The sequence below is a fragment of the Wohlfahrtiimonas larvae genome, assembly GCF_002006755.1.
Taxonomy (GTDB): Bacteria; Pseudomonadota; Gammaproteobacteria; order Cardiobacteriales; family Wohlfahrtiimonadaceae; genus Wohlfahrtiimonas; species Wohlfahrtiimonas larvae.
In genome coordinates this window covers 1-306 of the sequence record NZ_MVDO01000279.1, presented here as the reverse complement: position 1 = coordinate 306, position 306 = coordinate 1, and the positions used below count along the sequence as shown (strand labels likewise).

1 pseudogene is annotated in these 306 nt (G+C 36.3%); it reads right to left on the bottom strand.

The features are described 5' to 3' along the window. Positions 1 to 306: pseudogene (locus BZK14_RS13440) on the bottom strand (penicillin-binding protein 1C); the annotation flags it as partial.

Genomic DNA, 306 nt, shown 5'->3' with positions numbered 1-306 from the left:
AAGTGTCGATCCTGGAGAGCGAATAGCTTGCGTCATATCCACATAGCCGAAACGGTCACGATTAAAAAGATCAGAAGAACCAATGTAAGCATAAACTTGATGATCATGATTATTGACGACTAATACAGCAGCTGAAATTTTTTCTGGCCATGTATGGCTTTCATTTTTCACAAATCGTTCAAGTTTTTTTTGTAAGTTTGCATCAATGGTTGTCTGAATAATATGTTGATCCGGAAACTGATTATGTAAACTTTCTGATAATAGTGGTGCAGAAAACTGAGTTTTAGAGGGGTGATAATTGATAGG